The 22,132-nt window shown below is 71.4% G+C and carries 22 protein-coding genes and 1 pseudogene; 4 read left to right on the forward strand and 19 right to left on the reverse strand.

All coding sequences use genetic code 11. The features are described 5' to 3' along the window. Positions 1–11 precede the first annotated feature (11 nt). The gene (locus ACIOC0_RS04465) at positions 12–551 is read right to left on the reverse strand and encodes a hypothetical protein (protein WP_402152324.1); all 540 of its coding nucleotides are present in this window, start codon (positions 549–551) and stop codon (positions 12–14) included. Between the two features lie 314 nt (positions 552–865). On the opposite strand from ACIOC0_RS04465, the gene ACIOC0_RS04470 reads away from it, so the two are divergent. Beyond that, on the forward strand, positions 866–1,579 hold the full coding sequence (locus ACIOC0_RS04470) for a glycoside hydrolase family 75 protein (protein ID WP_402152327.1): 714 nt from the start codon (positions 866–868) through the stop codon (positions 1,577–1,579). 43 nt (positions 1,580–1,622) lie between these two features. On the opposite strand, the gene ACIOC0_RS04475 is transcribed toward ACIOC0_RS04470, so the two are convergent. From ACIOC0_RS04475 to ACIOC0_RS04495, 5 genes are all read right to left on the reverse strand, one after another. Then, positions 1,623–2,033, reverse strand: coding sequence for a PTS fructose transporter subunit IIA (locus ACIOC0_RS04475; protein WP_356687767.1), 411 nt, complete (start codon positions 2,031–2,033; stop codon positions 1,623–1,625). 50 nt (positions 2,034–2,083) lie between these two features. Next, positions 2,084–2,683, reverse strand: coding sequence for a dihydroxyacetone kinase subunit DhaL (gene dhaL / locus ACIOC0_RS04480; RefSeq protein ID WP_402152330.1), 600 nt, complete (start codon positions 2,681–2,683; stop codon positions 2,084–2,086). An 81-nt stretch (positions 2,684–2,764) separates the two neighbouring features. Beyond that, positions 2,765–3,757, reverse strand: a complete 993-nt coding sequence (gene dhaK, locus ACIOC0_RS04485) for a dihydroxyacetone kinase subunit DhaK (protein WP_402152333.1) — start codon at positions 3,755–3,757, stop codon at positions 2,765–2,767. A gap of 954 nt (positions 3,758–4,711) precedes the next feature. After that, positions 4,712–6,214, reverse strand: coding sequence for an FAD-dependent monooxygenase (locus ACIOC0_RS04490; RefSeq protein WP_402152336.1), 1,503 nt, complete (start codon positions 6,212–6,214; stop codon positions 4,712–4,714). Then, the gene (locus ACIOC0_RS04495) at positions 6,211–6,852 is read right to left on the reverse strand and encodes a PadR family transcriptional regulator (RefSeq protein ID WP_402152338.1); all 642 of its coding nucleotides are present in this window, start codon (positions 6,850–6,852) and stop codon (positions 6,211–6,213) included. The genes ACIOC0_RS04490 and ACIOC0_RS04495 overlap by 4 nt, the downstream gene beginning before the upstream one ends. 128 nt (positions 6,853–6,980) lie before the next feature. On the opposite strand from ACIOC0_RS04495, the pseudogene ACIOC0_RS04500 reads away from it, so the two are divergent. Beyond that, positions 6,981–7,166 (forward strand): annotated as a pseudogene (locus ACIOC0_RS04500) (ATP-binding cassette domain-containing protein); the annotation flags it as partial. Between the two features lie 287 nt (positions 7,167–7,453). Here the strand turns inward: ACIOC0_RS04500 and ACIOC0_RS04505 are convergent. The 3 genes from ACIOC0_RS04505 to ACIOC0_RS04515 all read right to left on the reverse strand — a co-directional run bounded on the left by ACIOC0_RS04505 (position 7,454) and on the right by ACIOC0_RS04515 (position 9,372). Then, complete coding sequence (locus tag ACIOC0_RS04505; protein ID WP_402153207.1) at positions 7,454–7,672, reverse strand: hypothetical protein; 219 nt, start codon at positions 7,670–7,672, stop codon at positions 7,454–7,456. A gap of 66 nt (positions 7,673–7,738) precedes the next feature. After that, on the reverse strand, positions 7,739–8,194 hold the full coding sequence (locus tag ACIOC0_RS04510) for a hypothetical protein (RefSeq protein ID WP_402152341.1): 456 nt from the start codon (positions 8,192–8,194) through the stop codon (positions 7,739–7,741). 212 nt (positions 8,195–8,406) lie between these two features. Next, positions 8,407–9,372, reverse strand: coding sequence for a glycoside hydrolase family 6 protein (locus ACIOC0_RS04515; protein ID WP_402152344.1), 966 nt, complete (start codon positions 9,370–9,372; stop codon positions 8,407–8,409). Between the two features lie 326 nt (positions 9,373–9,698). Here ACIOC0_RS04515 and ACIOC0_RS04520 point away from each other — a divergent pair, with 326 nt between their 5' ends. Further along, complete coding sequence (locus ACIOC0_RS04520; RefSeq protein ID WP_402152347.1) at positions 9,699–10,712, forward strand: LacI family DNA-binding transcriptional regulator; 1,014 nt, start codon at positions 9,699–9,701, stop codon at positions 10,710–10,712. Between the two features lie 391 nt (positions 10,713–11,103). Here the strand turns inward: ACIOC0_RS04520 and ACIOC0_RS04525 are convergent, their stop codons facing one another. After that, positions 11,104–11,304, reverse strand: coding sequence for a hypothetical protein (locus tag ACIOC0_RS04525; RefSeq protein WP_351089410.1), 201 nt, complete (start codon positions 11,302–11,304; stop codon positions 11,104–11,106). Between the two features lie 118 nt (positions 11,305–11,422). Here ACIOC0_RS04525 and ACIOC0_RS04530 point away from each other — a divergent pair, with 118 nt between their 5' ends. Then, positions 11,423–13,282 carry a hypothetical protein gene (locus ACIOC0_RS04530; RefSeq protein ID WP_402152349.1) on the forward strand — a complete coding sequence of 620 codons (1,860 nt, stop codon included), beginning with the start codon at positions 11,423–11,425 and terminating at the stop codon, positions 13,280–13,282. A 210-nt stretch (positions 13,283–13,492) separates the two neighbouring features. On the opposite strand, the gene ACIOC0_RS04535 is transcribed toward ACIOC0_RS04530, so the two are convergent. The 9 genes from ACIOC0_RS04535 to ACIOC0_RS04575 all read right to left on the reverse strand — a co-directional run bounded on the left by ACIOC0_RS04535 (position 13,493) and on the right by ACIOC0_RS04575 (position 22,100). Then, positions 13,493–13,753 carry a hypothetical protein gene (locus ACIOC0_RS04535; protein WP_351089413.1) on the reverse strand — a complete coding sequence of 87 codons (261 nt, stop codon included), beginning with the start codon at positions 13,751–13,753 and terminating at the stop codon, positions 13,493–13,495. A 124-nt stretch (positions 13,754–13,877) separates the two neighbouring features. Then, entirely contained in the window at positions 13,878–14,459 is a 582-nt protein-coding gene (locus ACIOC0_RS04540; RefSeq protein ID WP_402152352.1) for a hypothetical protein, read from the reverse strand. Then, entirely contained in the window at positions 14,456–15,844 is a 1,389-nt protein-coding gene (locus ACIOC0_RS04545; protein WP_402152355.1) for a hypothetical protein, read from the reverse strand. Before ACIOC0_RS04545 ends, ACIOC0_RS04540 begins: the two co-directional genes overlap by 4 nt. Then, positions 15,841–16,647, reverse strand: a complete 807-nt coding sequence (locus tag ACIOC0_RS04550) for an ABC transporter ATP-binding protein (RefSeq protein WP_402152358.1) — start codon at positions 16,645–16,647, stop codon at positions 15,841–15,843. The genes ACIOC0_RS04545 and ACIOC0_RS04550 overlap by 4 nt, the downstream gene beginning before the upstream one ends. Before the next feature lie 20 nt (positions 16,648–16,667). Continuing rightward, positions 16,668–17,492, reverse strand: coding sequence for a zf-HC2 domain-containing protein (locus ACIOC0_RS04555; protein ID WP_402152361.1), 825 nt, complete (start codon positions 17,490–17,492; stop codon positions 16,668–16,670). Further along, complete coding sequence (locus ACIOC0_RS04560) at positions 17,489–18,040, reverse strand: RNA polymerase sigma factor (RefSeq protein ID WP_352248418.1); 552 nt, start codon at positions 18,038–18,040, stop codon at positions 17,489–17,491. Before ACIOC0_RS04560 ends, ACIOC0_RS04555 begins: the two co-directional genes overlap by 4 nt. 279 nt (positions 18,041–18,319) lie before the next feature. Beyond that, complete coding sequence (locus tag ACIOC0_RS04565) at positions 18,320–18,505, reverse strand: hypothetical protein (RefSeq protein ID WP_402152364.1); 186 nt, start codon at positions 18,503–18,505, stop codon at positions 18,320–18,322. A 666-nt stretch (positions 18,506–19,171) separates the two neighbouring features. Continuing rightward, a complete protein-coding gene (locus ACIOC0_RS04570) occupies positions 19,172–20,344 on the reverse strand; it encodes a glutathione-independent formaldehyde dehydrogenase (protein ID WP_402152367.1) in 1,173 nt (390 codons plus the stop codon). 469 nt (positions 20,345–20,813) lie between these two features. Beyond that, complete coding sequence (locus ACIOC0_RS04575) at positions 20,814–22,100, reverse strand: APC family permease (RefSeq protein ID WP_402152370.1); 1,287 nt, start codon at positions 22,098–22,100, stop codon at positions 20,814–20,816. Positions 22,101–22,132 lie beyond the last annotated feature (32 nt).

Genomic DNA, 22,132 nt, shown 5'->3' on the forward strand with positions numbered 1-22,132 from the left:
GAGCGGCGTGATCAGTAGCGGTACGGCTTCGAGCGGCTGCGCAGGAACCAGGCCGCGCCGATGACCCCGGAGCCCGCCAGCGCGCCGCCGAGCACCAGGGTCACCGGGCCGAAGTCGCGGACGGTGCCGCCCACGCCGCCCATGACGCCCCGCGACGGGGCGGCGGTGCTGGAGATCGTCGGCGTGGACGCGGTCGACACGATCACGGACTGGGTGCCCGCGGTCGAGCCGCTCGCGCACACCACGGTGACCGTGTACGTGCCCGGCACGACACCGGACCAGGCGGCGGACTGGCTGACGCTGGTGCCCGACAGCGCCACCTGGCGCCCTTGGGCGAAGCTCGACTGGCCGCCGGACAGCAGCGCCGCCGTGCCCCAGCTGCCGTTGATCTGGGCGCACGAGCTGGTCACCACGGACACCGTGGAACCGGTCGTGCTGACGGAGATGCCCGAGACCCGCGCAGCGGCGGGCGGGGCGGTCACGGCGAGCGGGAGCGCGGCGGCGGCCGCCACGGTCAGTCCGCCCTGCACGAGGAAACGGGAGATGCGCATCGGATGTCCTCCGGCGGCGGCACGGTTGGCGGTACATCCCTTGCGCCGCCGAGGGTCGGGTACGCCCGTGCTGCCTCAGGGGCAGCCAACGTGCCCCGGGCCGGGCGCGCATCCCGGCGGCCCCCGGCCAGGTGACAGGGCCCCGCGGAATCGTCCGGACGGCTCACCCGGGATGCGCGCCGCCGAAGTTCGGGGTGCTCGTTCCTGCCGTGCGGGCGGGTGCCCCGGACGGCCGCACGCAGGTGGCCGCCGGGCACGGCCGACACCACATTAGGTCGGGTGTTCGCACTGTCCCCCGAACGAAGGTCCCCATCGTGCGCCTCCCCACCCTGACGCTGGCCGCCGCCGGCCTCGCCCTGCTGGCCCCGGCCGCCGCCCTCGCCGCCCCCGCCCGACCGGCCTCCGCCCTCCCGCTGGGCCCGGCCGAGCGCTACGAGGGCACCGTGTCCGCCGCCGACCTGCTCGCCCGGGTACGCGACTGCGCCCCCGTCTCCCACGGGAACTACCGCAGCGACGCCGGGGCCGCCGCCACCATCCCGGTCTGCGGCGCCGACGGCGTCGTCTTCTGGAAGGCCGACATGGACATCGACTGCGACGGACGCGCCGGCACCCGCTGCAACAGCGCCAACGACCCGTCGTTCACCTCCGCCACGGCCTTCCAGCAGTCCGACGGCCGCTATCTGAGCGCCGAGAACCTGCCGTACGTCGTCGTGCCCGCCCCGAGCGCCGTCTGGGACTACCGCGCGCACGGCGTGTCCGGCGCTTCCGTCGTGGCCGTCGTCCACCAGGGCCGCGTGCAGTACGCGGTCGTCGGCGACGTCGGCCCCAGCGGCGTCATCGGCGAGGCGTCGTACGCCACCGCCCAGGCCCTCGGCGTCAACCCCGACCCGCGCACCGGCGGCGTGGCCTCCGGCGTGACGTACATCGTCTTCAAGAACTCCCGGGCCACCCCCATCGAAAGCCGCGCGTCCGCCGTCGCGACCGGCGAGCGACTGGCACGCGCGTTCGTCGGGACGGACGCGGAGTGAGGGACGGGGGAGCGGACGTGTGACGCGGCCGCTCCCCTCACCCTCATGCCTTGCGGTAGGTGTACGCGTCCACGGCCGCCGCCTCCACCGCGTCGAGGCCGGCTCCCGTGGCCGCCGTGACGACCGCGGCCACCGCGCCCTCCACGAACGGCGCGTCCACCAGGCGCGTCCCGTCGGGCAGTTCACCGCCCTCGGCGAGCAGCGCCTTCACCGTCAGCACGGCGCTGCCGAGGTCGGTGAGCACGGCGACCCCGGCCCCGCGGTCCACGGAGGCCGCCGCGGCCGAGATCAGCTCCGCGCTCGTGCCCAGCCCGCCGGCCTCGGTGCCGCCCGCCGGGGCGACCGGCACACCGCTCGCGCCCCCGGCCAGGCCGCGCGCCAACTCGGCCACCGATGCGGCCACTTCCGCGCTGTGCGACACCAGCACGATCCCGACCGGCTTGCCGCCGCCCACGGCCGCACGCCCGTCAGCCGCCTCGCCGCCCCTCAAGTCCCCCACCCCACTCACTCCCCGCCGGCTTCCGCGAGGCCCGCGATGAGCAGCGCCGCCGAGGTGGCCCCCGGGTCCTGGTGCCCGATGCTGCGCTCGCCCAGATAGCTGGCCCTGCCCTTGCGGGCCTGGAGGGGCGTCGTCGCCTCCGCACCCCGCTCGGCCGCGGTACGGGCGGCCTCGAAGCCCTCACCGAGCGCCTCCAGAGCGGGCACCAGCGCGTCGATCATCGTCTTGTCGCCGGGCGCGGCCCCGCCGAGCTGCATCACCGCGTCCACGCCCTCCCGCAGCGCCTGCGCGAGCTGCTCCTCGCTCACCTCCGCCACGTCGCCCAGCGCCTTGCCCGTCCGCCGCAGCAGCGTGCCGTAGAGCGGGCCCGAGGCCCCGCCGACGGTGGAGATCAGCTGCCGGCCCGCCAGCACGAGGACGGCGCCGGGAGTCGCGGGCGCCTCCTTCTCCAGCGCGGCGGCCACGGCGGTGAACCCCCGCAGGAGGTTGCTGCCGTGGTCGGCGTCCCCGATGGGCGAGTCGAGAGCCGTGAGCCGGTCCGCCTCACGTGCGACGGACGCGGCCGTCACCGCCATCCAGCGGCGGAAGAAATCGGCGTCGAGCACGGGAACTCCTTGCCTCGTAGGTACGTCAGAAGGCCATGCGCCCCGGTGCGCGCGCACGCCTCACGTGCGTATGCCCGCCGGTCACATGCCCCACCGCAACCCGGGCGTCTTCACCGGCGCGTCCCACAGCCGCAGCAGCTCCTCGTCGATCCGGCACAGGGTGACGGACGCGCCGGCCATGTCGAGGGACGTGACGTAGTTACCGACGAGCGTGCGGGCGACGGACACCCCGCGCTCGCCCAGCACCCGCTGCACCTCGGCGTTGAAGCCGTACAACTCCAGCAGCGGCGTCGCCCCCATGCCGTTGACCAGCACGAGGACCGGGTCGCGCGGCGGCATGTCCTCCAGGATCGCGTGGACGGCGAAGTCGGCGATCTCCCCGGAGGTCATCATCGGGCGCCGCTCCCGCCCCGGCTCGCCGTGAATGCCGATGCCCAGCTCCAGCTCACCCTCGGGCAGGTCGAAGGTGGGGCTGCCCTTGGCGGGCGTCGTGCACGCGCTGAGCGCCACGCCGAAGCTGCGGGAGTTCTCGTTCACCTGCCGGGCGATCGACTCCACCCGCTCCAGCGGCTGCCCCTCCTCGGCCGCGGCGCCCGCGATCTTCTCCACGAACAGCGTCGCGCCCGTGCCGCGCCGCCCCGCCGTGTAGAGGCTGTCAGTCACGGCGACGTCGTCGTCGACGAGCACTTTCGCGACCTGGATGCCCTCGTCCTCGGCGAGTTCGGCCGCCATGTCGAAGTTGAGCACGTCACCGGTGTAGTTCTTCACGACGAACAACACTCCGGCACCGCTGTCCACCGCGGCCGCAGCCCGTGCCATCTGGTCGGGCACCGGAGAGGTGAAGACCTCCCCGGGACAGGCCGCCGAGAGCATCCCGGGACCGACGAAACCCCCGTGCAACGGCTCGTGCCCCGAGCCGCCGCCCGACACCAGCGCCACCTTCCCGGACACGGGCGCGTCCCCCCGCACCACCACCCGGTTCTCCACATCGACGGCCAGCTCGGGATGAGCGGCGGCCATACCACGCAGCGCGTCCGCCACCACGCTTTCCGGGACGTTGATCAGCATCCTCATGGGTATCTCCTCGCGAGCTTGTCTTCAGGGCTCAGGCCCTGTGTCTTCGCAGGTCACCGGCGGTGAGAACAGTTGTCGATGTCGGCGCTTCGCAGCGGTCCGAGGCGGGTCGCGGCGGGTGTGACGCTGACTCGTTGCTGACTTCAGTGACGGGACGTCAGGCGCTGACGGGCACCCGGAGGACGGTCGTCCGCCCCGTCTACTGGCAGTATCGACCTTGCGGCACGGAAGGTCACCTGCAACGGCGAGGTTTCGCGGCGTAGCGGTCCTTCAACGGACTGTGATGGCCCCGGCCGCTCTTGCCCGCCACGCTGTTGGATACCTGCCGCAGTTGGATACCTGCCGCAGCAGCGCGGCCGCCTTGGCCGAGCCGGTGCCCGCCGACCGGCCGGCCTCACCGATGCCCCGCGTCCGAACACCTCGGCGCGCAACGTCAGTCGCCGTTCTCAGGGACAATCGTTCAGGCCCAGCGGTAACCGTCGACCGGGCCGCCCCACACGCCGGCAGGCCCGTCGAAGTCGATCAGGAGCGAGGAGCGGTCCGAGGACACTTCGGAGCGAGTTCGGGGTGCTCGCCTGCGCGGGCCGGCGGCGACTGAATTTCTTGGAACCTCGTACGCCGTCGAGCCCAGGTGACACCCTCTCGTGGAGAGGCCGGCGAGGCTCCCGGCCCTCACGCGGATGCGGGGGCCGGGAGCGGGTGCGGGAGGACGGTCGACGTCACGCACAGCGGCTGGGTGCCCTTGATGTAGCCGCTCCCGCCGCCCATGTACGACGGGACGTCGCTGTTCATCCTGGACGCCATCCACGCCCGCGACGGCGGGTCGAAGCCGGAGTCCGCGCTGGCCGGGCTCGGACGGGACGTCTTCGCGTCGGTAGCCGACCTGTGTGTAAGACTCTCCGGTCCCACACCCCTCCGTCCCGCGAACCGCACGCGACGGTGGCAGCACCAGGCTTACGAGCGGAATGCTGCCGAGGACGCGGCGTCGGATGGTGCTGCCGGGCCGTACCAGTGCTGTAGCGCCTGGTGGAGCCCGTCGGCGTGGCCGTGACCCGCAGTGCCGAGCCAGGCAGTGTGCCCGTCCGGCCGCAGAAGGACGGCGTGGAGTTCGGGATGGTCGGGGCATGCCGCGGTGACGAGGTCCACTCGGTCTGCCCATCCTGCGGCCGACTCGAGGATGGCGCTTCCTCCGGTCAGGTCGAGCAGCAGGCCGCGTCCCGAGGCGAGCAGCTCGGCCAGGCGAGTACAGCCGTCTCCCGTGGTCAGGGCGAGGTCGGGCGTCAGGCGGCCGAGCCAGGGGTGGTTGGCATCGGGACCCATCTGGTAACGGGTGTCCAGTCCAGTGATGGTCTCGGCGAAGGCGCGGTTTCCCGCAGGGTGGCCGGCGACCCGGGTCAGCAGGTCGGTGAGCGGTCCGAGCCGCTCGTCGGCCTCGCCGAGCAGCACCTGGGCCTGTGTGTTGGCCAGCACATGCGCACCGGCGGTGTGGCGTTCGGTGTGATAGCTGCCGAGCAGGTGCGCCGGTGCGGTGCCGCGGACGGTGGCGGCTAGTTTCCAGCCGAGGTTGAACGCGTCGTCCAGGGCGACATTGACGCCGATCGCCCCGGCCGGGGGGTGGATGTGCGCGGCGTCCCCGGCCAGGATGACCCTGCCCCGGACGTACTCGGCCGCCTGCCGGGCGGCGTTGCCGAACCGGGTCAGCCAGCGTGCGGCACGCAGCTCGATGTGGCGGCCGAGCGCGTCGTCCACAGCACTTTGGAGCAGGTTCAGGGTGACCGGAGTGTCCTTGTCCGCGGGGGGTTGCCGGTCGGAGGTGATGATCCTGACGTAGCCAGGGCGGGGTATGACGAATACAGCCCCGCCGGGGCCGGTGGTCACGCCGAACGGCAACGCCTCGGGGTCGGCGAGCTCGACGTCGCCGAGCAGGGAGAAACGGGTCGCCTCGGTGCCGGGGAAGTCGATGCCGGCCTGTTTACGGACGGTGCTGCGGCCGCCGTCGCAACCGACCAGGTACGCGGCCCGGACGCGATACTCACCGGCGCCGGTGGTGACAGCGGCTGTGACAGACTCGGAATCCTGTTCCAAGGCGAGCAGTTCGTGTCCGCGGCGGATGTCAGCTCCCCGGTCGAGAGCGTGCTCCTCTAGGATTTCCTCGACCCTGGTCTGCGGGATGCCCAGCGAGTACGGATGGGCGGTATGCGTGCCCGCGAGGGTGAGCGTCACCGGCAGGCCGGAGAACGCGGCGTAGGGCACTTGCCAGCCCTCGCCGACAAGCCTCTCAGCGAGACCGCGCCGTGCCAGCAGGTCCAGGGCGCGGGCGTTGAGGTTGAAGCCTCGGCAGAAGCCCGGCCGCTGCTCGTGGCGTTCGACAACGACGGTGTCGACGCCGGCGAGCCGCAGCTCGCCGGCGAGCAACAACCCGGCCGGACCGGCTCCCACGATCAACACGTCGGTCATCGCGTGCCTCCTTTCCCGTCTGAGGGGGCGGACCAGGTCCATCCCTGTTCAGTTCGCTCGGCCTCGGGCCAGAACAGACTGCCGTCGCGGATCTCGGCGATGGTTCGCCGCGTCCAGGCCAACTCGGCCTCCCAGGAGTGCAACGCGCACTCGACCTCGATCATGAACAACCGGGGCACCTTGCCCGAGCCGACCGTGTCGGTCAGCACCCTGTTCGTCTCATCGATCCGCTGGGCCAGATGCCCCACCCGTTCGGCAAGTGCCTCTGCCGCCCTGTCCGGACCGAGTGCGCCGAGGTAGGACACCGCGGCCATGAACTTCGGGTATTCCGCGACGGGCACGCGGAGGAGTTCGTCGATCCAGCGAACGAACTCGCTTTGGCCCAACTCGGTTGTCGCGTAGACGGTTCGCTCCGGCCGCCTGCCATCGCGCGCTGTCTCCACCGGCTGGATCCAGCCATGCCGAACCAACGCCTCGACCGTGTCGTACAGAGACCCAGAGTTGACCTTGAAACTGCTGTCCTTGTGCCGCTCCCGCAGGGTGGACGCCATCTCATACGGGTGCATCGGCTGTTCCTGCAACAGGCCCAGCACGGCCAACGCCAGGGTGTTGGAGATCTTCCGCTGCGCCATCTGCATCACCGACCTCTAATAGTCGGATCCGACTATACGAGATCGGCTGATGAAGGCAAGCCCCCGACTTCAGGCGCGGTTGTACGGCTGTACGGCGAACACGGGTCTCTCGCAAGCGATTTGCCGGCACCCGGATGCGCTACCGGCGGGGCTGGGCGCTGCGGGACTGTTCTTTCCGGCTTCCGGCTGGCAGGGTCTGCGGGTTGGTCGGCCCCAATGGGGCGGGCAAGACCACGCTGCTGAACATCGCGGCCCATGTCGTGAAGGCGACACAGGGCTCGCTCAGTCTGTTCGGCGAGGCGTCGGGGTCGATGGAGTCCGCCGCAGCCGTAACCGCCCGGCGACGTCGCGGCCAGCCCGTACACCCCTCCCGAAGGCGCGAAAAGACACCAACTCACGTACCGCCCTCTGGCGGGGGCAGCCTCGCTGAAGTCACGTCGTGGTTGTCGTCGTCGCTCTGGTCGGCGGCGCCGTTCAGTGCGTGCGCGGCGGGGGTGAAGGTGCAGGCCGGCGAGGCGGGATGTGGACGCCGACGCGGCCACCCGGTCCGCGGCGCGGGGGCGGGGGCCGGCAGACCTGAGGCGGAGTCGGTACTGCTGACGCCTGGTCAGCACGCACCTGCCTGCGCGACAGCTGTGCGCAGCGACTCGGCCATCGATCGGCCGGCCACCCGCAGCGGTTCCGGATCACGAGCAGCCCGACTGAGCATGAATGCCCCCTCAAGCATCATGATCATCGACAAGGCGAGCGATCGCGGTCCTCCGTGGGGTGCTGCCCGCGCCCCTGCGGTACGCCGACCGGCGGATGCGGTCGTGACCCCTGGCACCGAGCACTTCGGCTTCGGCTACCTCGACCGCTTCGTAATCCGCTACGTGCCCGCCAGGGCCGGAGCCTAACGGCGCGCGATGCGGGCCAGCCAGGGTGTCAGGTTGGGGTCCACGATCAGCTCTCTGTACGTCTCGTCGCCGGGCAGCGGCACGATGAGCCACTGGCCGGGCGGAAACAGCCGCCCCTTCGTGGTGGCGAGTCCGCCGTAGACGGACCTGAGGAACGCGGGGACAGAGTCGCGGGGGACGTCATGGAATTCCACACCGTCGACAGCGATCTTCGCGTCTTCCTCGGGAAAGAGCCGGACGCTCACCGCCGGCGATCCCGTCAGCTCCACGAACGCCTCGTGCGGCAATGAGCCGTCGGGATCGAACGCCGTGAACAGCTCGGCCGACGTACGGCGCGACGTCCGGTCCGCTCCGATGTCGTCGGTGACCGACATGCTCAGCTCCAACTCCGCCGCGATGTCACGGATCGCCACGACAGCGGCCTCGGTGGTCGGCAGGTGCGTTTGCTCCATGACCCGATCATGCCCGACGAGAAAGGAAGAGGTATGGACCGCGGTAGCAGCCGTGGTCCCGTACCCTCAGTCCGCGAAGATCCCCTTCGGGCGTTGACCGGACCCGGAGCCCGGGGCCCGGCCCGGGATATCGATGCCGTGATCGCCGGGGCACACCCGTGCCCGTGGCCCGGTCGCGGTGCGGGGGCGCACCGGGCCACGGCGGAACGGCATCAGTAGCCGTAAACCATCTTGTAGGCGACCTCGGGAAGGAACTGCCCGGCCGAGGTACCCGCTCCCACGCCGCAGTTGCCGTCGGACTCGCCCGGCACCTTGATCCACAAGAGCATCTCTGCGCCTCCGCCCAGCTGGGTGGGGGTGCCGATGCGACGACCTGAGGGGTTGCACCACTCGCCGTTGGACCCGTTCCCGTTGCGGCTGGTGTCCACGACGAACGGCTTGGTGTAGCCGTAGCGGGAACTCAGTTCACGGTTGACGGAGTTGCCGTAGGCGGTGTTCTCGGCCGTGGTGACGTAGTTGGAGATGTTGAGCGAGAAGCCGTGGGCCTGGCGGAGTCCGGCTTCGTGGAGGCGCCTGGCCATGGTCGCCGCGTCGGCCCAGCGCGGGTTGCCGGCGTCCATGTAGACCCAGGTGTTGGGGGCGTGGCGGCTGAACTGGGCGAGGGCGCCGGTGAGCATGCCCTTGCGTTCGTCGATCTGCGACTGTGTCATGCACCCGTAGTCGCCCAGGGAGTCCGGCTCGAGGATGACGACGGCCGGTCGGTTGGCGATCCCGGCGGCGAACTGAGCGATCCAGTCGGCGTAGGCGGACGGCGAGGCGGCTCCGCCTGCGGAGTGCCCGCCGCAGTAGTCGCGGTTGTAGACGTTGTAGGCGACCAGGACCGGCAGTTTGTCGACGCGGTCCGCCGCTCCCGCGTAAGCCCCTGTGGCGGCGCCGATCGTTCCGCTCCATGAGCCGAACCAGCGAGCCGTCGGGGTGTTGGCTATGGAGGCGTTGATCGCGGCGGCTCGGCCGTCACCGGCGTGGGCGGCCACCCACCTCTTCGCGCTGGAATCGGGGTCCGCATAGAACCCGTTGGTCATGGTGGTCGGGTCGGCCGCATGTGCCGACGGTGCGGCGGCGAGTGCCAGCGGCACAGCGGAGAGAGTCGCGGCCAAGGCGCGGAGTCTGCGGCGCATGACTGAACCTCGATTTCGTGGTGGGGGTGTATCGAGAGCGGTGATGCGGCCAGATCTGGGAGCGCTCCCATTGGAAGCGGTCCCAACAGCACTGGAACTTGTCGGGGGTGTGTTCCGTATGGTGTGACTGGGCATTTGAGCTGTCAAGAGTCGGTGCACGCACCGCACTTCACTTCCATATCGCGAGGGGGTTCTGGGCTCGACCACCGGAAGCGCTCCCACCCGGTGCTCCGGGCGGCGGGCGGCAGCGCCGTGCCGCTGGGTGAGACGTTCCCCGCCCGGTCATGGGGGAGAGAGGCGTGTCATGAGGGAGAGGGTCGTAGTCCATGGCAGGAGAAGCGCCGCGTCGGCAGCCGACGCTCGACGAGGTGGCCGCACGTGCCGGCGTCTCCCGCTCCGTGGCCTCCCGCGTCCTCAACAAGGCCCCGCATGTCAGCCCTTCCAAACGTGAGGCGGTCGAACGGGCTGTCAGGCAACTCGGCTACGTGGCCCATCCGATCGCCCGGGCTCTGGCCATGCGTCAGACAGGTGCTGCCGCCCTCGTCGTCTCGGGAGAGGATCCGTCGATCTTTGCGGATCCGTTCTTCGCCCAGGTGATCGTGGGGGCCGCACAGGCGCTGGAGGAGGCCGACCTGCATCTGATGCTGTGCCTGGCCGCTTCCGAGCGGGGCCGGAAGCGGGTGGAGGAGCTCTTGCGGTCGAGGGGCGCCGACGGGGTCATGCTGATGGCGCTGCGCGAAGGCGATCCGCTGGCCGCTGCGGCCGAGGAGGCGGAGGTGCCCGTCGTGTTCGGAGGGCGTCCCGTGGATTCGGTTCCCCGGTGGTACGTGGACGTCGACAACGTCGGCGGCGCGCGGGCGGCGACCGAGTACCTGGTCTCGCTCGGCCGGACTCGCGTGGCCGCGATCTGCGGGCGCCTGGACACCGACACCGGACGCGCCCGGCACCGCGGCTACCGGGACGCCTTGCTGTCGGCCGGCCTCGATCCACTGCCGCCCCAGGAGGGGGACTTCACCGAGCCCAGTGGAGCTGCTGCCATGGACGGCCTGCTGGCCGACGCCCCCGACCTGGACGCGGTGTTCGCTGCCAACGACAACATGGCGGCGGGTGCGCTGCGCAGGCTGCGTGCGGCCGGTCGGGCGGTCCCCGCTGATGTCGCAGTGGTGGGCTTCGACGACCTGACGGTCGCCCAGGTCGCCGATCCGCCCCTCACCACTGTCCACCAGCCCGTCACAGCTCTCGGCCGGGAGATGGCGCGCATGCTCGTCACGGTCATCAACGGGCACGACCCCACCCCGTTGATCCTGCCCACACGCCTGGTCACCCGCTCGAGCGCCTGACGGGCACGAAAGCGAAGGGGGCGGCGGACGGCGGCTTACTTCTGGCCGTCGGAGAGACGTCGCCGTGAACACGAGGCCGGCATCGCCGTGGCGGCCCCTCGACCGAGCGGCACCCGCCCCGCAACGGCGCTGACCGCGTCGTCCACCGCAGCCTGAGGCAGACACAGGACAAGGGTGTCCGCCCCGGCCGACAGGGACATTCCCAGCGTCGTCCCGGGCCCGGCGACCGAGCACGGCGTCATGCGGACGGAGCGGACGCGGCGGACGAATCCGAGCGGTCGGCAGTCGCGGTCGCCGGACCGACGGGGCCGGCGGACTCGAACAGCAATCGCCTGCCGCTGCAACTGCGGCGAGCACAATGCGGCTTGCCGGTTGATGTGGCGCTCCGGCATCAGGGGACGACCTGAGCGAGTGCGCCCGTCACGGCGGCGGCGAGGGCGAGCACCGCGGCGAAGGCGGAGGCGGCCCGCATGAGGGCGGCGGGGTACGAGGCGCCGTCCAGGCGGGCGAGTTTGGCCGCGGCAGCGGCGGCCATCAGCGCGAACACGACGACCAGCGCTGCGGTGAGCAGCACGACGGCGGGACTGGACACGGCAATCTCCTGCGGGCAGTCGGATGTCGACGTGACCGAGGGTCGTGAAAACAGTGTTCACCGCGGTGCGGGCGGGCGAAGATGAACACCGGCGAACACGACAAGCCGGAGCGGACAGGTGCACGACGATCAGATGGAACCCGAGGCCGCGCTCACCGAGCTGCGCAGGCGGCTGACCGACGGGCTGGCACGGGCCCGGCTGACCAAGACGCAGCTCTCCGTTCGAGCCGGGCGCGGCCGCACGACCGTGCAACAGGCCTTGCGGGCCGACGGACCTGTTCCGTCGGCCGAGACGGTCGCGGCGCTGTCACATGTCCTGAATGTGCCGGTCGCGCCCTTGCTGGAGCTGCGACGGATCGCCGCCGGAGAATCCGGTACCGCCGGCGGGAAGGATCAGGGCCCCGGCAGGCCGATCGGTGAGTGGGACCCTCACGACCTGGAGCTCCACCCTGCGGGGTCGACGGCCGGGGACCCGTCCGCCGGGCTGACGGCGGTGCTGCCCGGCTACGTCGCGCGGGCACACGATCAGATCCTCGGTCGAGCGGTGCTGGACGCGGCGCAGGGCCGCAGCCGGATGGTGGTCCTGGTCGGGTCGTCGTCGACCGGTAAGACGCGAGCCTGCTGGGAGGCGGTGCAGCCGCTCGCGGCACCGGGCTGGCGGTTGTGGCACCCCTTCGACCCCACCCGGGCGGACGCCGCATTGGACGGCCTCGAGCGCGTACGGCCCCGCACGGTGGTATGGCTCAACGAGGCCCAGCACTACCTCGGTGACCCCCGCGTGGGGGAGAAGATCGCGGCCGCCGTCCACACCCTCCTCACGCAACCCGGGCGGGGCCCGGTCCTCGTCCTGGGCACCCTCTGGCCGGAATACGCGGACCTGTACGCCGCGCTGCCCTCACCGCGGTCGCCGGATCCGCACAGCCGGGTGCGGGAACTGCTCGCCGGACGGACCGTCACCGTCCCGGAGACCTTCGACCAGGAGGCGCTGCACACAGCCGCCGCACTCGCGGTCAGTGGCGACCGGCTGCTGCACGCCGCCCTGACGAGGGCTCGCGGCCACGGGAGAGTGACGCAGGATCTCGCCGGAGCCCCCGAACTCCGGCGCCGCTACGACCAGGGCACGCCGGCCGCGAGAGCCGTGCTGGAAGCCGCGATGGACGCACGCCGTCTCGGCGTGGGACCACACCTTCCTCTCGCTTTCCTGATCGACGCCGCGATCGACTATCTCAGCGACCGGGACTACGACGATCTCACCGAGGACTGGGCGGAAGCAGCCCTTGCCGACCTCGCCCGTCCCGTCCACGGCAGGCAGGCGCCGCTGCGCCGGATGAGAACCCGTCCGCAACACAGCCTGCCGGGCAGTCCCCGGCCCGGACCGGCTGCGGGCCGGGCAACAGAAGGGATGATCTTCCCCGTACCCCCGACCCCGCCTGGCCCACCGTCAGGACCGGTGTTCCGGCTCGCCGACTATCTGGAACAGCACGGTCGCAACACGCGGGGGGACCTGTGTCCTCCGCCCTCGTTCTGGGATGCCTCGCTCACTCACCTCACCCATGACGACCTCTACACCATCGCCTTCGCTGCACGGGTCCACCAACCTGCCTTGGCCGACCCTCTCCTCCGGCGCGCCGCCTTGGCCGGGCACGCCGGTGCGCTGTCCGAACTGACGATGCAGCGCTTGGGCCCCCGACGGCTGGGCGTCATCAACGGAGAAGGGGCTCGTCACACGTCGGGATCGGCCGCCTTCCTCGGCCGACGAGGCGATGGGCCACGCGCTCTCCCCGTCGAGGCGCTGACCACCCTTGCGATGCTGTACGAAGACGCCGGCGACATGGATTCAGCCGAGGCTCTGCGCAAGAAGACGGAGGACCCCGCCGCCGTCCGAGCAATGGACCAGCACCTCTGGGGCGCCTTGGCCGCCGAGCTCCAAGCCATGCGTGACAGGACGGCACAGTCCGTCTTGAACAACATCCGGTGACACGACCGCCGACGCTACGACCGACCGGCCCGCCGGCAGCCGCGCCTGACACCGTACGGTGTGGCCGCCGTCGTCACTCGGTGAACGCGGCGGCGTGGTCGACGGCCCATCGGGCGAACGTGCGCGGCGCCGTCCCGAGGAGGTCGGCCACCGCACTGGTGAAGGGCCCCGGCCGGAAGCCGGCCCGGGCGGCGCGATCTCTTCCGTCGGTCAGTCTTCTTTGCCGTCGTCCTCGAAGGTGAAGTACACGCGCAAGACGTACTGGAACTGCTCATCAGCGGGGGCGATCTCCCAGGCGGTGTCACTCACCCGGACGTCGTGCGCCGCGATCCACTCAGCGGCTTCCTCGAAGGGCTCCGCCATGCGCGAACCGAAGAAGAACTTCCTGCCCACCGGGTGCACTTGTGAATCCGCGTCAGAGTCGTCGAAATCGTCGGGCACCATCAGGTGGAGATCGGGTTCACTTCTCATGCGCACACCCTCCAGCGTTCAGCCGCCAGTTCACGGCTCTTGCGGTGGAAGACCCCGCGGGCTGCTTCAAAGTTGCTTCCATGTGCCTGACGGCGGAGAGGGAGGGAGGGCGTCAACCGCCCTATCATCGAACCCCTTTGGCGCCGGTGACGGCGTAGGCGGTCGTGCCGAGGAGCAGGAGGACCAGCGCAGTCCAGGTCCCCGCCGCCGTGTCCGGTGGCAGGAGCATCCAGGTGGCCACCTGCATGGGCACGCCGGTCGCCGGAGGGGCGAAGAGCGAGAACGAGAGCCAGGCGAACGGCAACGACCAGGCGTACCGGCCGCCCAGGACGACGGTGCCCATCGCTGTCAGCCCCGTCAAGCCCGCGCAGTCGCGGACCACGAGTTCGGCAGGAATCGCGTCGCGGCTGAGGGCCAGCGCCACGGTCAGCGCCGTGCCGACGAACGTGCCGGCCAGGAGCACATGCGCCGCTCGACGGGGCATCCACCGGATCGCCGCCGTCCGGTCCAGCGAGGGGTCCTGCCCGCTCAGCCCGACGGAAACAGCCATCACGCCCGCGCCGAGAACGAGCGGAAGCATCCGTGGATCGCCGGAACTACCCTCCGTCCCCTGGGCGATGGCCCGGACGAGCACCGTGCTGATCAACACCGCCGTGAGCGAGCTGGGCACGTGACGGGAGCGTGCGTACAACGTCAGCCATCTCATCGGGACGCACCGCCGCCCAGCGTGACGAATGGATCTCCCTTGCACGCGACCGCGTCGAGGTACATCGCGGCGATGCGTGAACGCTGCTCGGCGCGCGGGAGCCGCCTGAACTCCCCGTACACCTCGCGGACTTCCTCCTGCCGCCCGCGCGAGAGGTAGGCCATGTCCTTGCCGACCGGCTCGGGCTCGCCGAGAACCCAGCTCGCGGCGACGCTCTGCGCCGAGACGTCACTGCTGCTGATCGTGTCCGCGTACGAGGAGCACTTCGGTACGAGACTCCCGGCGATGAGAGCCCTGGTGAGGTCCGTGCCCTCGGCGCCGGCGACGGCGTGATCCTCGAAGTCGAACAGAGCGATCCCGCTCGACCGGCGCGTCCCGGAGCCGTTCGGCCACACCGCAGTCTCCTCGCGAATCGATCTCGGCGCTCGCTCTCCCAGGGCGGCGCTCATCAAACGCAGCGCCTCCCGTCCGGGACCCGCTACATCGTTCAGCTGTGCCCGGTGCGTGTTGGTCACGCACACCGGGCCATCGCACACCAGCCGCGCCGCGGCCTCGTCGACGACGTACACCTGACGTGGGTCGCGGGGGAGAACGAGGAAGGCGATCACCGCGCCCGCGAGCACCGGCGTCAGCGCGACGAGCCGGCCGCGCCGGCCTGCTGCGGCGATCAGCGCGAAGCCGGTCGCGGACACGCCCGTCAGCCAGATCGTCTGACCGACGTGCACGGACACGGAGAGAGTGAGAAGCACATCGCGCGCCTCCTGCAGAGCCGGCGACAACAGCGAGAACACGCTCGGTTCCCACCTCGTGATCCCCGTCGTCGCGTCGGCCTTGACCGTCGACAACTGCGCCAGCACCCCGAAGACCAGCATGCTCACCGCCACGGCGGGAGGGGTGAGCAGGTACGGCAGCGTGCGCCCCACTCCCATGCCCAGCACCGCCCCCGAGACGACGGTCAGTGCCCCGACCAGCGATATGGGCAGCCACCCGAGGTGCGTATAGCGGGTGTTGGACAGGACTTGCACTCCGCCGACGAGAACGACCGTCGCATAGGCGAAGACCAGTGGCATCGCCATCGCGCCCGACAGCACGGCAGCGCGGTGGGAAGCGGGCCGGGGCGTGCTGGTGATCAGTTCCGATGCTTTGGAGCGACGCTCACGCAAGCCCTGAAGCGCCCCGAGCCCGCCGGCCAGCGGCCAGATGAAATAGAGCGGGCCGCGGGCCGTCAGGGCCATGGACGTCCACTGGTCGGTCCACCCGGCGACGGTCAGGCCGTCGCCGCCCGACGTGAGGCACAAGAAGGCCAGCGCCGCCGTGAGGACCACGGCTGCGGCCCACGGGGCGAGGGAGCGCTTCAGCTCGATGCGCAGGATGCGCGTGTTCACCAGGAACCTCCTTGGCCGTCAGGCCCCTGGAGCAGCGCCGAATAGCCGCGCTCCAGCGGACTGTCGCCGACGTGCTCGGGTCCGCCCGCGGCGGCCAGCTCGTCCGGGGTCCCCTTGAAGACCAGCCGCCCCTCGGCGATGAGCACCACGTCGGTGCAGGCGGCGGCCACGTCCTCCACCAGATGCGTCGAGACGACCACGCAGGTGTCCGTGCCCAGCCGCTGCAGCAGTTCACGGAAGCGCAGTCGCTGCGCCGGGTCCAGGCCGACCGTCGGCTCGTCGAGCAGCAGGATCGCCGGGTCGTTCACGATGGCCTGAGCGATCCCGACGCGACGCACCATGCCGCCCGAAAGCGCCTTCATCTTCTCGTCGGCGCGATCGGCCAGACCCACTCGCTCGACGGCGCGCTGCACCGCCGCGGGGATCTCCCCCTTGGGAACCTCCTTCAGCCAGGCCATGTACTCGACGAACTCGCGCACGGTGAAACGCTTGTAGAACCCGAATTCCTGCGGCAGGTAGCCGATGCGGCGGCGCAGCGCGCGGTGCTCGCCCAGACCGCCGACGGACTCGCCGAGCAGTTCCAGCGCGCCCCCGGCGGGGGGCAGCACGGTCGCCAGCGCCCGGATGAGGGTGGTCTTGCCCGCCCCGTTGGGCCCCAGCAGTCCGTGTACGCCGGTTCCCAGCGACAGGTCGAGCCCGTCGACGGCCATCCGTCTCCTGCCGACCCTGACCCTCAGCCCGACGGCCCGGACCTGCCAGGCGTAGGACGTCGGTGCGATGTCGGCCGCGTCGAGAGCGGGCATCGGCACTTCCCTTCTCATGGTCACTGGTGGGCTCCCAGCACGGAGTAGGCGCCTTTGCGGGCGATCACGACGCCGACGCCGAGCGTGAGAATCAGCCCCCACACGGGCAGACCACCCGTCTGCAGGGCGAAGGTCATACGATGCGTGGCCAGGGTCGGCGCCACGATCACCGCGACCCACGCGGCTGCCAGGACCACCACCGCACGGGTCACGCCCATGACACCGCCGAGCGCCAGTGCCATCGCGGTGAAGGCCAGGCAGGGCAGCAGCCACTGGGCGACGGTCACCCCTGTCGCCCACCCGCAGGCGAACAGGGCGGGCACGACCAGGGTGAGCACGGCGGCGGTCCGCCGCAGCAGCAGCGGGAGTCCGGCCCTGGGCGCCGAGGCCGTCAGCTCGTACGCCGGGTCGATGCCGCGCGACCACGACGCCGCCACGCCGAGCACGGGCAGGACAGGGGCGAGCATCAGCACCAACGACACGTGGCGGGGGTCGTCCCCCAGCCCCGTGCGGCTGTCGGCCAGGTCGAGCAGCAGCGCCAGCAGGGTCATGCTCACGGCCATGGCCAGCCACGGTGCCATCGTGGGGGTCAGCCACCTGGACCACCGTGCCGACCAGCGCCGGCGCCGCGGCATCGGGGCGGTCGCGGCGACGCGGGGCGCGAGCTCGGACCACACGCCCGCCACCAGTGCCGCGACGGCGGGCGCGGCGGCCGACAGCCGGTCCCGGCAGGTGGGACACACTTCCAGATGGGCCTCAAGGGCCCACACCCGGTCGACGGCAAGGCCGGTTTCACCGCGCGCGTAAGCGTCGATGAGCTCGTCCTCCGCGTGTTCCACGTTCATGTCAGGGCCCTCCGCATCGCGATCCGTGCCCGGCGGGCACGGGTCTTCACCGTGCCCTCGGGCACGCCGAGCAGAACCGATGTCTCCCGGACGGACAGCCCGTCGAGCACCATGGCCTGCAGAACCAGCCTGAGTTCGGGTGCCAGGCGGCGCAGCGCGTCACCGACGTCGCCGTCGACGGATGCCGCGAAAGCCTCCTCCTCTGCGGCAGGCGCCACGGGGGGCGCGGCCGCGGCGGGTGGCGGCTGCGCGTGATGGGCCCTGCGCCGGAACGCGTCGACGAGACGGCGCGCCGCGATCGTCCACAACCAGCCGACGGCACTGCCTCCGACCGCCGTTCCGGCGAAGGCGCCCGCCGCACGCCACACCGCGAGGTACGTCTCCTGCATCACCTCGGCGACGATCTGTTCGTCGGCGCAGCGCCGCCGCAGACGCACTGCCAGCCAGGGTGCGGTGCGCCGGTACAGCTCGTCGAACGCGGCACGGTCACCCCTGGCCACCAACCGGACGAGACCTTCCTCGTCCGGTTCGCCCGGTGCCTTCCTCATCGGTCTCACACCCCCCTAGACGCCGGGGGAGGACGACGGGTTTTGAAACCAGCGTGATCCGCGTCACGCCGCCATCGCCGTTCGCGGCGACTCGAACTCACCGCGCTGACGGCCGACTTACCCACACCTGTGCCGACCCGCTCGGAGCAGGACGGCAACGGCCTGCGCCAAGTCCTGCTGCTCGGAGCAGGCTTGGCAATCGATCGCATCTTGTCAGCGCCGTCAGACGGTGTGCCGGGCTCGGTGTCCGCGGGGTGACCGGCGGGGCGTGAACACCCGTCACTGCTGGTCGTACACCAGGAGGCCGTCGTCACGCAGCCGCGCACCGACCGTCGGCCGGTGTTCGGTCAGCCGTACGTCATGGGACAGGTGTAACAAAAGCCCCCGAGCGGCCAGTTGTTCCTGGGTGGCGGTGCTGTGCCCGAAAGTGAGCAGCCGTTCGCGGCTCAGGTCTGCGCGGTTCATGCGTCGGCCGGGTTTCGGCTGCGGTGCGGAGCGCCGCTGCGTCGTCGATCGCCTGAAGGGCTCGGCGTGCCCTGAGGGGGGCGACGATCCGGTCGTCGCTGCGCCCCTCCCGGGTGGGCCGTTCGAACCTCCCACGTCTCCGGGTAAGTTTGCGCACGCTGTCCAGGACCTGTCGGCGTCAGCGAGACATGGTGCCGCAATCCATCGCGGTCGCCCCCGATGCGACCCCACAGCCAGACGGGATGCGGCCGTCCCGGCAGCCCGGTCGCCGCCGCCAGTTCGCGCACGCCGACGGCGGCTGTGGCCGATTGGTGCCGGGGGGCGTGGCCCACGCCCAGGGCCCGAGCGAAGCCCGCCGGGGCGGCGACCTGGGGCACGCCCAGAAGCGCACCGGCCCAGCCGAGGCCACGTACGAGCGGATCGTGTCGCAGGCGGGAGGCAGAGGGGGTGTCTGTCTTCGTGAGTGTTCCTCACGTGCGGTGAGGTGAACGGAAGGTGCGCCGCTCCCGCAATTCCGGAGGCAGCCGAACGCCATATGCCCGGCATTGCGGGAGGTGCGGGCGGAGAGGGCGGCCTGTTCGGCCCCGACCGAAACCGGGGCCGGCCGCTCATCCCGGGTCGTCGCCCGCCCGGGTGCTGGGGCGGCTGACGGCCCTGGTCTTCTCGCTACTTGTGGCCGTTGCCGTGGCCGTTGGGATGCAGCACCACCTTCGTCCAGCCCTCGTCACGGGCGTCGAAGTGCTCGTAGGCGGTGGGGGCCTCGTCCAGGCCGAGCTCGTGGGAGACGACGAAACTCGGCGTCGCCTTCCCGCCGGCGATCAGGTCCCGCAGCGCCCGGTTGTACCTCTTCACCGGCGCCTGGCCGGTCCCCATGTGCTGGCCCTTGAACCACATCATGCCGAAGTCGATCGGCACCTTGCCCTGTGCCTCCAGCTCGCCCTGGGCCTCTTCGCCGCCGGGGTCCTGGGGCAGGAACACGCCCACCACGCCGATGTCGCCGGTGAACCTGACCGAGTCGATCAGGCCGTTGAGCGTGAGGCTGGCGTCCTCGTGTCCCTGGGGGTCGTGTGCCTGGTAGCCGACGCACTCACACCCGTTGTCGGCGCCGAGACCGAGGGTGGCTTCCTTGACGACCTCCGCCGGGTTCTGCTCGGCGGTGTTGATCGGGATGGCCCCGATCTCCTCCGCCTTGCGCAGCCGGTCGGGCTGGTAGTCGGCCACCCAGATGCGGCCGGCGCCCTTGAGCACGGCGGAATAGGCCGCCATCAGCCCGACAGGGCCGGCCCCGAAGATGATCGTCTGGTCGCCCGGTTTGACGTGGGCCATCTCGGTGGCGTGATAGCCGGTGGGGAAGATGTCGGCGAGCATCACGTAGTCGGTCTGCCGCTCGGCGGCGTCCTCGCCCAGCCGCAGCGCGTTGAAGTCGCCGTAGGGCACACGCAGCAGCTCCGCCTGGCCGCCCTGGTAGGGGCCCATGTCGGCGAATCCGTAGGCGGCTCCGGCGAGGGCCGGTTCCGGCTGCATGGTCAGGCAGTAGTTGGTCAGCCCCCGCTCACACTGCTTGCAGAACCCGCAGGCGATGTTGAAGGGCAGAACCACGTACTCGCCGACCTGGACCTTGCGTACGGCCGAGCCGACCTCCACGACCTGGCCCATGTTCTCGTGCCCCAGCGTGCGGCCGGACTCGAACGAGGTGCGGCCCTCGTACATGTGCAGGTCCGAACCGCAGATGTTGGTGGTGGTGATCTTGACGATGATGTCGCAGGGGTGTTCGATCTTCGCGTCCGGTACGTCCTTCACCGTGACCGTTCGCGGTCCTTCGTATACCGCTGCTTTCATGATGACTTCCCTCGGTGCCACGGCATGACCGCGGCACGGCGATGATGAGACGGCGCAAAGGGCCTGACGCTCGGAAGTGCTACGACGGGCTCCGTGGCTCCCGCCTCTGCGGGCCGTCCGCCCGGAGCGGGTGGAACGGTGGTTCGGGCCGTCGGCCCGCCAGGCGGGAGCTCCGGCGCCCCGACGGCATGCGGTGCGGGTCCCCGTCGGCCTCCGACCCAAACAACCCTTCACCGAACTACCAGCCGATTTTTCGTACCGGACGGCTGCCGATCAAGGACGCATCTCCGAGTTTGGTCACCGGCTAGTCATCGTCACGGAGAGGACGGTCTCGACGGGCTCTCCTTCCGCCATCATCCATAACATCTTCCGTAATGCTTCGTTCTTACAACTTTCCCCCCGGTAAAGGCAGTTCACCCGGGGGACCGTCGGCCCCCCGGGGCCGTCGGCCGGGGGCCGCTCGGCCGGGTTACGGCCGGCGGGCCGTCACGGCCCGGCGGATGCCGTAGGCGACCGCGCCGAAGGCCAGTACCGCCGCGCCCGAGAGCACCGACGAGAGGGGCAGGGCGAAGGCCAGCACCAGACAGCCCGCCAGTCCGACGGCCGGGACCAGCCGGCGCCGCCGGTGCGGCCGGCCCCGGCCGTCGGGCTCGGTGAGCGTCCAGGCGGAGGCGTTGGCGATCGCGTAGTAGGCGAGCACCCCGAAGGAGGAGAAGCCGATCGCCCCACGCAGGTCCGTTGTCGCGGCCACCACCGCCACCACCGCGCCCACCAGCAGCTCGGCCCTGTGCGGCACGTTGAACCGCGGGTGAACCGCGGCCAGCGCGTGCGGCAGGTGACGGTCCCGGGCCATGGCCAGCGTGGTGCGCGAGACACCGAGGATCAGCGCCAGCAGCGACCCGAGCGCGGCCACGGCCGCGCCGACCCGCACCACCGGGACCAGCCATTCCGCACCCGCCGCCCGGACCGCGTCCGACAACGGCGCCGCGGACCGCGCCAGCCCCTGCGGGCCGAGCACCGACAGCACGGCGACGGCGACGACGGCGTACACGGCCAGGGCGATGCCGAGCGCGAGCGGAACGGCCCTGGGGATGGTGCGTTCCGGGTCGCGCACCTCCTCGCCCAGCGTCGCGATCCGCGCGTACCCGGCGAACGCGAAGAACAGCAGGCCCGCCGCCTGGAGCACCCCGCCGGGGGTGGCGTCCGAGCCGACCTCCAGCCGGGCCGCGTCCGCCGTGCCCGAGGTCAGGGCGGCGACGGCGACCGCCGCGAGCACCGCCAGCACCACGGCCACGATCACCCGGGTGAGCAGCGCGGACTTCTGCACCCCCCGGTAGTTCACCGCGGTCAGCGCCACCACCGCGGCGACCGCGACGGCGTGCGCCTGCCCCGGCCACATGTACGAGCCGACGGTGAGCGCCGTGGCCGCGCAGGAGGCGGTCTTGCCGACGACGAACGCCCACCCGGCGAGCCAGCCCCAGAAGGCGCCGAGGCGCTCGCGGCCGTACACGTACGTGCCGCCCGAGGCCGGGTAGCGGGCGGCGAGCCGGGCGGAGGAGGTGGCGTTGCAGTACGCCACCACGGCGGCCAGCGCGAGCCCGACGAGCAGCCCGGACCCGGCGGCCCGTGCGGCCGGCCCCAGGGCCGCGAAGATCCCTGCGCCGATCATCGCCCCCAGACCGACGATCACGGCGTCGGTCACCCCGAGCCCACGACGCAACTCGCCCGGAGCGCCTGCTGTGGCCGGCCGGCTCATGCCCCACCCCCTCGACGCACGCGACGGCCCGC

This window comes from Streptomyces sp. NPDC088254, assembly GCF_044740925.1.
Lineage (GTDB): Bacteria > Actinomycetota > Actinomycetes > Streptomycetales > Streptomycetaceae > Streptomyces.

Bases quoted from the DNA above. Each gene is read 5' to 3' on its own strand.
- ACIOC0_RS04570 (WP_402152367.1), bottom strand. From the start codon at position 20,344: ATGAAAGCAGCGGTATACGAAGGACCGCGAACGGTCACGGTGAAGGAC.
- ACIOC0_RS04510 (WP_402152341.1), bottom strand. From the start codon at position 8,194: ATGGAGCAAACGCACCTGCCGACCACCGAGGCCGCTGTCGTGGCGATC.
- ACIOC0_RS04535 (WP_351089413.1), bottom strand. From the start codon at position 13,753: ATGAGAAGTGAACCCGATCTCCACCTGATGGTGCCCGACGATTTCGAC.
- ACIOC0_RS04465 (WP_402152324.1), bottom strand. From the start codon at position 551: ATGCGCATCTCCCGTTTCCTCGTGCAGGGCGGACTGACCGTGGCGGCC.
- ACIOC0_RS04520 (WP_402152347.1), top strand. From the start codon at position 9,699: ATGGCAGGAGAAGCGCCGCGTCGGCAGCCGACGCTCGACGAGGTGGCC.
- ACIOC0_RS04575 (WP_402152370.1), bottom strand. From the start codon at position 22,100: ATGAGCCGGCCGGCCACAGCAGGCGCTCCGGGCGAGTTGCGTCGTGGG.
- ACIOC0_RS04550 (WP_402152358.1), bottom strand. From the start codon at position 16,647: ATGCCCGCTCTCGACGCGGCCGACATCGCACCGACGTCCTACGCCTGG.
- ACIOC0_RS04565 (WP_402152364.1), bottom strand. From the start codon at position 18,505: ATGAACCGCGCAGACCTGAGCCGCGAACGGCTGCTCACTTTCGGGCAC.
- ACIOC0_RS04515 (WP_402152344.1), bottom strand. From the start codon at position 9,372: ATGCGCCGCAGACTCCGCGCCTTGGCCGCGACTCTCTCCGCTGTGCCG.
- ACIOC0_RS04490 (WP_402152336.1), bottom strand. From the start codon at position 6,214: ATGACCGACGTGTTGATCGTGGGAGCCGGTCCGGCCGGGTTGTTGCTC.
- dhaK (WP_402152333.1), bottom strand. From the start codon at position 3,757: ATGAGGATGCTGATCAACGTCCCGGAAAGCGTGGTGGCGGACGCGCTG.
- ACIOC0_RS04555 (WP_402152361.1), bottom strand. From the start codon at position 17,492: ATGAACGTGGAACACGCGGAGGACGAGCTCATCGACGCTTACGCGCGC.
- ACIOC0_RS04560 (WP_352248418.1), bottom strand. From the start codon at position 18,040: ATGAGGAAGGCACCGGGCGAACCGGACGAGGAAGGTCTCGTCCGGTTG.
- ACIOC0_RS04495 (WP_402152338.1), bottom strand. From the start codon at position 6,852: ATGCAGATGGCGCAGCGGAAGATCTCCAACACCCTGGCGTTGGCCGTG.
- ACIOC0_RS04540 (WP_402152352.1), bottom strand. From the start codon at position 14,459: ATGAGATGGCTGACGTTGTACGCACGCTCCCGTCACGTGCCCAGCTCG.